The 8,081-nt window shown below is 72.7% G+C and carries 8 protein-coding genes; 2 read left to right on the forward strand and 6 right to left on the reverse strand.

The features are described 5' to 3' along the window. Positions 1 to 48: 48 nt before the first annotated feature. On the reverse strand, positions 49 to 1,713 hold the full coding sequence (locus DW299_RS03275; protein WP_168443066.1) for a SulP family inorganic anion transporter: 1,665 nt from the start codon (positions 1,711 to 1,713) through the stop codon (positions 49 to 51). 343 nt (positions 1,714 to 2,056) lie between these two features. Here DW299_RS03275 and DW299_RS03280 point away from each other — a divergent pair, with 343 nt between their 5' ends. Further along, a complete protein-coding gene (locus DW299_RS03280; protein WP_136035634.1) occupies positions 2,057 to 2,458 on the forward strand; it encodes a RidA family protein in 402 nt (133 codons plus the stop codon). Positions 2,459 to 2,460: 2 nt separating this feature from the next. Here the strand turns inward: DW299_RS03280 and DW299_RS03285 are convergent, their stop codons facing one another. The 5 genes from DW299_RS03285 to DW299_RS03305 are packed head-to-tail and all read right to left on the reverse strand — an operon-like array spanning position 2,461 to position 6,513. Beyond that, entirely contained in the window at positions 2,461 to 3,537 is a 1,077-nt protein-coding gene (locus DW299_RS03285) for a DNA polymerase IV (RefSeq protein WP_205814319.1), read from the reverse strand. A 49-nt stretch (positions 3,538 to 3,586) separates the two neighbouring features. Continuing rightward, positions 3,587 to 3,979 (reverse strand): DUF1304 domain-containing protein, encoded by a 393-nt coding sequence (locus tag DW299_RS03290; protein ID WP_136035636.1) that lies wholly within the window; start codon positions 3,977 to 3,979, stop codon positions 3,587 to 3,589. Between the two features lie 40 nt (positions 3,980 to 4,019). After that, positions 4,020 to 4,907: a CPBP family intramembrane glutamic endopeptidase gene (locus tag DW299_RS03295; protein WP_136035638.1), complete on the reverse strand. Its 888-nt coding sequence runs from the start codon at positions 4,905 to 4,907 to the stop codon at positions 4,020 to 4,022. Beyond that, entirely contained in the window at positions 4,904 to 5,629 is a 726-nt protein-coding gene (gene trmB / locus DW299_RS03300) for a tRNA (guanosine(46)-N7)-methyltransferase TrmB (protein WP_136032587.1), read from the reverse strand. The genes DW299_RS03295 and trmB overlap by 4 nt, the downstream gene beginning before the upstream one ends. Before the next feature lie 44 nt (positions 5,630 to 5,673). Further along, complete coding sequence (locus DW299_RS03305; RefSeq protein WP_136032588.1) at positions 5,674 to 6,513, reverse strand: DUF3097 domain-containing protein; 840 nt, start codon at positions 6,511 to 6,513, stop codon at positions 5,674 to 5,676. A 122-nt stretch (positions 6,514 to 6,635) separates the two neighbouring features. On the opposite strand from DW299_RS03305, the gene DW299_RS03310 reads away from it, so the two are divergent. Next, on the forward strand, positions 6,636 to 8,081 hold a 1,446-nt coding region (locus tag DW299_RS03310; protein WP_136035640.1), incomplete at its 3' end, for a TPM domain-containing protein.

Consider the following 8,081-nt stretch of genomic DNA (forward strand, 5'->3'; position numbering starts at 1 on the left):
ACGGTGAACACGTGCGGCTCGGAGTATCCGGCCTCTCCCTTGCGCGGGTCAGCGGTCGTCGCGGGCGTCGTCCGGGTGCACGTCGCCCTGCACGCCGCCGGCGGTGCCCACCCCGATGTCGACGGTCGCGTGCACCCGTCCCTGCCGTTCCAGTCCCGCGAACCAGGGCACCCGCCCGGCGACCTCCGCCGCCCCGTCAGGCAGGGCCGCGACGTGCATCGTCACCCCCCGCTGCGCGAGCTCGCGATCCAGCTCCTCCAGCGCGTCGAGCACGGTGATGGACACCGCCGTCTGCTGCTGCAGCCCGAGCACCATCGCGGTCACCGGGGGCTGCAGACCCGCGACGGTGTCGAGCACGAGCCGTTCGTTCGCGAGGGCGTTCGCGGTGTACAGTCCCCGCTCCAGCTCGATCGCGACCACGGGGCCCACGCGCGTCGTCACGCGCACCCGCGGCACGTTCAGCTCGCGCAGCACCAGGATCAGCGTCACGACCACCCCGATCGCGACGGCCGGGAGCAGCCCGGCCGTCAGTCCGATCACCGCGACCGCGGTCGCGATCCAGAAGTCCGTGCGGCTGATCCGAAACCAGCGCACGAGCTGCGGCACGTCGACCAGTCCGACGACCGCGATGAACACCAGCGCGGCGAGAGTGGCCTCCGGCAGCAGGCTCAGGACCGGGCCGAGGAACAGCGCCACGAGCACCGCGAGGACCACGGTGACGAGCGTCGCGAGTTGGGTGCGCGCCCCGGCGCCCTGGTTCACCGCGCTCTGGGAGAAGCCCCCGGCGGCCGGCATCGCGGCGAAGAACGAGCCGACCGTGTTGGCCGCGCCCGTGGCGAGCAGCTCCTGGTCGCTGTCGATCGGAGGCTCGGCGGGCCGTCGCAGGCTGCGGGCGACCGCCGCCGACTCGAGGAACGCCATCACGGCGATCGCGAGGGCACCGGGAACGAGGACGGGAGCCTGTGCGAAGTCGGGCACCCCGGGCACGGGAAGGCCGCTGGGGACCGGTTCGATCAGATCGACGCCGAGCCGGTCGATGTGGCCCAGGCCCACCAGGAGGATGCCGCCGAGCACGACCACCAGGGCGCCGGGGACCCGAGGGAGGAAGCGGCGGCACAGCAGCAGCACCGCGATCGATCCGGCCGACAGCAGCACGGTCGCCGGGTTCACACTCGCCGCCGCCTCGCCCACGGCGACGAGCGACCGCAGGAAGCCGTGTCCGGAGAAGTCGAACGTCTCTCCCAGGAGTTTCGGCAGCTGCCCGACGGCCACGGTCGCACCGACCCCGATCTTGAGCCCCAGCACGGTCGCCCCGCTGATGTTCTCCACCAGGCTCCCGAGGCGGCACAGCCGCGCCAGCAGCAGGATCGCGCCCACGAGGAGCGTGAGCATCATGAGCGAGCCGAGGGCGTCGTCCGACCCCGCGGCGACCCCGGCCGAGACCAGGGTCGTGGCGGTCAGCGTGGCGATGGTCGACGTGGTCGACACGCTCATGGCGCGACTGCCGCCCAGCACCGCGTACACCAGCATCGGCACGATGCACGTGTAGAGGCCCACCTGCACGGGGAGGTTGGCGATCGTCGCATAGGCCATCGCCTGCGGCACGACCACGGCTCCCGCGGCGAGACCGGCGACGACGTCGCCCGTCACCCATCCGCGTCGATACCCGTCGAGGGTGCTGAGCAGCCAGGGCGGCCTGCGCCTCGCGCCCATCCGTTCTCCCTCCACCGTGAGGGAAGCGTACTGCGGGGGACCGACGCGCCGCGCGCTTCCGGCCGGGCCGCCCCGCCGATCACCCGGGTGAACTCGCGCGCCACCCGGTGCGGCAGCGCTCCCACCGCGAGTATCGTCCCACCGTGCCGCCGAAGTCCGACGGCACCGACGTGCTCGATCTCGCGATCGTCTGGGGCCCTCTCGAAGGGCACGGTCGTGGGGGCGCGAACCCCGCCGCGCGCCCTCACGGTCCGTGGACCATCCGCACGCTCCACGGTCGGCCGACGTGGCAGCGGACCCGGGTCTGAATGCCGATGTCGGTGGCCGGGAGGAGGATGCGCGCATGCAGATCACACTCACGCAGCCGGCCGGCCTCGTGGCCAGCCCGGCCTTCAGCCATGTCGCGGTCGTGCCTCCCGGGGCGACGACCATCTACGTCGGGGGCCAGAACGGCGTCGACGAGTCCGGTGCCGTCGTCTCGACCGATGTCGGCGAGCAGTCCGTGCGCGCGGTGCAGAACGCGCGGGTGGCGCTCGAGTCGGCGGGCGCGTCGCTCGACGACGTCCTCAGCTGGACGATCCTGATCCATCAGGATGCCGATCTCCGCGCCGCGTACGGTGCCGTGGCACCCACGCTGGCGCGCGAGGGGGCGCCGCCGCTCGTGACCGCCGCCCTCGTGGCAGGGCTCGGCGTCCCCGGCGCCCTGATCGAGGTGAGCGCGGTCGCCGCGGTCATCCGCGACTGAGGTCAGAGGCGGCCGCGCACGGGGGTACGCTCCGCCGTGTCCGGGGTGTCCGGCGGCGTCATCTCCGCCCGCACGCCGAGCAGCCGCACCTCCCGCGCGGGGTCGAGGGTGGCGCCGAGCCGCAGGGCCTCCGCCACCACCTCGTCGCGGCGGGTGGCGGGGGCGGGCAGCTTGTGGCCGAAGGTCCTCGTGTCGAACGGGGCGTAGCGCACCTTGAGGTGCACACGCACGACGGCCCGCCCCTCCTTCGCGCAGTCGTCGAAGGCCTGTCCGGCGAGCTCCCGGAGCGCCGCCTCCACCTGCTCGGGCGTCGTGAGGTTCTGCTGGTAGGTGGTCTCCCGGCTGTGGCTGCGGGCGACCCAGGGGGTGTCGTCGACCGCGGTGGGCCCGAGCCCGGAGCCGAGGCCGTGGTACCACACGCCCATCCGCGGCCCGAATTCGGCGATCAGCTCCTGCTCGTCCGCGTCGGCCAGCTCGCGCACGGTCGTGATGCCGTGCCCGGCCAGACGCTTCTGCACCTTGGGGCCGATCCCCCACAGCTCTCTCGTCCCGCGCTCGCCCATCACCTCGAACCAGTTGTCGGACGTGAGGCGGAACAGCCCCCGCGGCTTTCCGAACTCGGTCGCGATCTTGGCGCGCACCTTGTTGTCCCCGATGCCGACCGAGCAGTGCAGTGCGGTCGCCTCCCGCACCGCCGCCTGCGCCGCCCGCGCGACCCCTTCCGGGTCGTCGGTAGAGACACCGAGGAAGCACTCGTCCCAGCCGAGCACCTCCGCCACCACGCCCGGCAGCTCCCGCAGCGCCGACATCACCGCGTCCGACGCCCGCTCGTACTCCTCGTGGTCGACGGGCAGGAACACCGCGTCCTCCGGCGCCTTGCGCGCGGCGATCTTCAACGGCATGCCCGAGCCGATCCCGTAGGCCCTCGCCTCGTACGAGGCGGTGGAGACGACGGCGCGCTCGGTGGGGTCGCCGCGCCCTCCGACGATCACGGGTCGACCGGCGAGCTCGGGGCGGCGCAGCACCTCGACGGCGGCGATGAACTGGTCCATGTCCACGTGCAGCACCCACTCGGCCATGCACCGAGTGTGGCGGCTGCGCGCGGGAAAGTCACCCCTCGCGCCGGGCTCAGCCCAGGGCGAGCCCGACCGCGGTCGCGAGCACGGCGAGCAGCGGCAGGGTTCCCTGCATCGCCGCGGCGCGTGCCTTCGAGCGATCGGAGAGCACCAGGACGAGGGCCGCGGCGAGCATCATTCCCGTGCCGGCCAGCACGAGCGTCACGCCCACCGTGACGGCGCCGACGATCACGAGCCCGATGCCCAGCAGCGTCGTGAGCGCCAGGAACAGGTTGTAGAAGCCCTGGTTGAACGCGAGCTGCTTCATGGTCACGGCGTCGGCCTCGCTCGCGACGCCGAAGATCTTGCGGGTCTCCGGCTCGGTCCAGCGCAGGGATTCGAGCGCGAAGATGAAGACGTGGAAGGCCGCAGCGGCCGCGGCGAGGACGAGTCCGACGATGAGCACACCCGATTGTCCCGTCGCGAGGCGCTGCGGGGCAAGCCGCTCACACGAGGAAGACCGGAAGCAGCCCGGGGTTGTGAGCGTGCACGAGGACCGCGAACACGACGGCGTCGAACAGCAGGTGGACGGTCACCACGTAGGCGAGAGAGTGCGTGCGGAGGAAGATGAAGCCCTGCAGCAGCGCGAACGGGATGGTCAGCAGCGGCCCCCACTCGCGATAGCCGAGCTCCCACAGGAACGACACGAACACGATCGACTGGAGCACGTTCGCCAGGGCGTCCGGGAAGTGCCGCCGCAGCAGGGCGAAGACGGTGCAGATGAAGAACAGCTCGTCCCAGATGCCGACCGCGCCGACGCCGACGAACAGGCGGGCGATGAGGTCGGGCGTGTCGACCACCGGCCAGTTCTGATACACGCCGCTGCTGATGAAGTAGTACGGCAGGATCAGCCAGCCGAGCACGAGCACCGCCACCAGCCAGCCCCACTGGAGCCGCCCCCAGCGCCGCCCCGTGCGCCACGGGAACGAGATCGCCCGGTCGCGGTACACGAAGCGGGAGATCAGGTACGGCACGGCGACCGCGCCGCCCAGCGCGAGGGTGAACCGCAGCATCGCGAGGTTGTCCAGCTCCGCGGCGAGCGGGATGACGCTCACGATCAGCATGCCGACCGCGATGAGCGACAGGTCGCGCGTGAGCGACGCTCGCCGCCGTCCGTCCTCCGGCTCGGGCGACGCGGCCGTCGCGGCGACGGACGCCCGGCGGGTGTTCGCCGACCGCTCACCGAGCCACGCCGCCGCGAGGCCGACCGCGAGCAGCAGCCACCCGAGCCAGGGCAGTTCCAGCACGAAGAACGCCGGAGCCGCGGCGCACACGAGCGCGGCCGCCACCACGCCGCCCGCACGGAGGGAGGTGGCCGTCGCGGGCAGGGTCACGCGCGCGCCCGCCGACGGTACACGAGGTCGCGGATGTCGCGTCCCTTCGCGATGCCCTTCCGCTCGAAGGCCGTCATCACGCGCCCGTCGAAGCGCTCCGCCCACTCACCGTCGAACGCGCGCTCGAAGAGCGGATCCTCGTCGAGCACCTCGCGCATCTGGAGCGCATAGTCCTCCCAGTCGGTCGCGAGCCGCAGCAGACCGCCGTCGCGCAGCGCCCTGGCCGCGGTCGCGCCGAAGCCCGCACGGACGAGGCGGCGCTTGGTGTGCCGCTTCTTGTGCCAGGGGTCGGGGAAGAAGATCCACACCTCGCGCGCGGCACCCTCGGGCAGGTACGACGACAGCACCTCCGGTGCGTTGGCCTCGACCACGCGGAGATTGCGCGCGCCCTCCCGGTCGGCATCGAGCATGGTGCGCGCGAGTCCGGCCCGGAACACCTCGACCGCCAGGAAGTCGTCGTCCGGGCGGGAGGTCGCGGCGGCGACGATCGCGTGGCCCTGGCCCGAGCCGATCTCGACGTACAGGTCGGCGTGCCTGCCGTACTCGGCCGCGGGGTCGAGCCGTGCTTCCGGGTGCACCGAGGTCCAGGCCACGTCGCGCGGCACGTCCAGCAGGTACTGCGGGCCGAGCTCGGCGAAGGCGCGCTCCTGCGCGTCGGACATCCGGCCGCTGCGGCGCACGAAAGACACCGGTTCGTCGCGGAAAGTGCGGGGTTCGGGCATGGTTCCAGGGTAGCCGTCGGCGCTCCGCCGCCCGGACCGGAGCGCTAGCCCGCCGGCTCCGTGACGAAGTCGATCAACTCCTCCACACGGCCGAGCAGCGCGGGTTCGAGGTCGCGATACGTGGTGACCTTGGACAGGATGTGCTGCCAGGCTCGCGCGGTGTCGGCCTGGGTCTCGTGCGGCCATCCGAACGCCCGGCAGATGCCCGTCTTCCAGTCCACGCCGCGCGGGATCTCGGGCCACGCCGCGATGCCCAGCGCCCGCGGGGTGACGCACTGCCACACGTCGACGAACGGGTGGCCGACGATGCGCACGTGCCGACCGTGGGGTCCGCGGGCCACGGCCTCGGCGATGCGCGACTCCTTCGATCCCGGCACGAGGTGGTCCACCAGCACGCCGTAGCGCCGCTCGCGGCTGGGCGGCTCGGCGCCGAGGAGCTCGTCGAGCAGGTCGACGCCCTGCAGATACTCCACCACGACGCCCTCCACCCGCAGGTCGGCGCCCCACACCTTCTCGACCAGCTCGGCATCGTGGCGTCCCTCGACGAGGATGCGGCTGGGAAGCGCGGTCCTGGCGCGCTGGTCGGCGACCGCGAACGAGCCGGAGGCCGTGCGTCGCGGTCCCTGCTCCTTCGCGGCGGGGACGGTCAGCCGCACGGGCGCGCCGTCGATCAGGAAGCCGCCGCCGAGCGGGAAGAGGCGCTTGCGCCCCTTCCAGTCCTCGAGCTCGACGGTGCCGCCCTGCACGCGCGTCACCGCGCCGCAGTAGCCGTCCGCGGCGACCTCGACCACGAGGTCGATCTCGGCCGGGACGATCGGCACCTGCTTCGCTCCGCGTTCGCGCCAGCCCGACGCCAGCACATCCGATCCGTACCTGTCGTCCATGCCCTCCAGCGTATGTGTCTCCGCTGACGGCGAACGGGGATGCGCCCCGCGGCGCTGTCGCGTGTCGTACCCAGTGCATAGACTCGTGACATGGGGCTCGGCTGCCGGTCGGAGGGAACACGATGACGAAACGGTGGCTTGCGCTGGCCGCACTTCTGCTGGCCGCGATGATCGGGACGTTCAGCACGTCCGCCGCCTCCGCCACCGATCCGCTCACGCTCGACGCCGGGTACGTCACCGATCAGGCCGGGGTCCTGAGCCCGTCCGAGAAGAGCACGGTCGAGACCCGCTTGCAGGAGCTCTCGGCCAACTCCTCGGCCGACCTCTTCGTCGTCCTCGTCGACGACTTCACCAACCCCTCCGACAGCGCGGACTGGGCCGACGCGGTGGCGTCGGCGAACAACCTCGGCCCGTCGCAGTACCTGCTCGCGATCGCGGTCGACGGCCGCAGCCTCTACATCTCCGCCGACTCCTCCGGTCCGCTGAGCAACAGCCAGCTCGACGGCATCGAGAACGACATCGCACCGCTCGCGGGAGCCGGGGACTGGGCGGGCGCGATCACCCTCGCGGCCGACCGGATCCAGGGCGACGGCGGCGCGGGTGCCCTGCGGGTGACGCTCATCGTGGTCGCGGTCGTCGTCGTGCTGCTGCTGATCTGGCTCGTGGTCTCGCTCGTCCGCCGTGCGCGGCGCAACGCCGCCATCCGCGAGCGCGGCGCGATGCCCGAGACCCCCGACCCCGCCGACCCGTTCTCCACGCTCACCGACGCGCAGGTCGAGCAGCAGGCCGGTGCCGCGCTCGTGCAGGCCGACGACGCCATCACGTCCAGCCGCGAGGAGCTCGGCTTCGCGGTGGCGCAGTTCGGCGACGGGGCGACGGCCGAGTTCACGCGCGCGGTCGACGAGGCCAAGGCGAAGATCGCGGAGGCGTTCGACCTGCGGCAGAAGCTCGACGACGAGATCGAGGACTCCGTCCATGACCGCCGTGCGTGGCACATCCGCATCATCCAGCTCGCCGACGAGATCGACCGCGTGCTCGATGAGAACACCGAGGCGTTCGACGCACTGCGCCAGCTGGAGCAGAACGCGCCGCAGGAGCTCGAGCGCGTGCGCGGAGAGCGCGCCGCACTGACCCCGCTGCTGCCGACCGCCGCCTCGTCGCTCGCCGCGCTCTCGGCCGCGTACGATCCGGCCGCGTTCGCCACGGTGGCCGACAACCCGACGCAGGCGCAGGAGCGTGCAGCCCTCGCCGACCGCTCGATCCAGGCTGCCGAGCAGGCGATCGCCGCCGGGCGATCGGGCGAGGCGGCGTTCGCGATCCGCACCGCGGAGCAGTCCGTGGCGCAGGCCGGCCAACTGGTGCGGGCGATCGTGGCGCTCGGCACGGAGCTGTCCGCCACGCAGCGCGCCGCCACCGCCCTGGTCGCGGAGCTGCAGTCCGACCTCGCCGCCGCCGCGCAGCTGCCCGACCCGTCCGGCGCGATCGCCGCCGCGGCCTCCGCCACCGCCCAGCAGCTGCAGGTCGCGCAGGCCGATCTGACGGGCACGGCGAAGAATCCGCAGCGCGCA

It is taken from the genome of Microbacterium sp. K35 (assembly GCF_004794375.1).
Classification (GTDB): domain Bacteria; phylum Actinomycetota; class Actinomycetes; order Actinomycetales; family Microbacteriaceae; genus Microbacterium; species Microbacterium sufflavum.

What these genes read in the sequence shown, in the direction of transcription:
- DW299_RS03275 (WP_168443066.1), bottom strand. Translation starts at nt 1,713, where the DNA reads ATGGGCGCGAGGCGCAGGCCGCCCTGGCTGCTCAGCACCCTCGACGGG.
- DW299_RS03305 (WP_136032588.1), bottom strand. Translation starts at nt 6,513, where the DNA reads ATGGACGACAGGTACGGATCGGATGTGCTGGCGTCGGGCTGGCGCGAA.
- DW299_RS03280 (WP_136035634.1), top strand. Translation starts at nt 2,057, where the DNA reads ATGCAGATCACACTCACGCAGCCGGCCGGCCTCGTGGCCAGCCCGGCC.
- DW299_RS03285 (WP_205814319.1), bottom strand. Translation starts at nt 3,537, where the DNA reads ATGGCCGAGTGGGTGCTGCACGTGGACATGGACCAGTTCATCGCCGCC.
- trmB (WP_136032587.1), bottom strand. Translation starts at nt 5,629, where the DNA reads ATGCCCGAACCCCGCACTTTCCGCGACGAACCGGTGTCTTTCGTGCGC.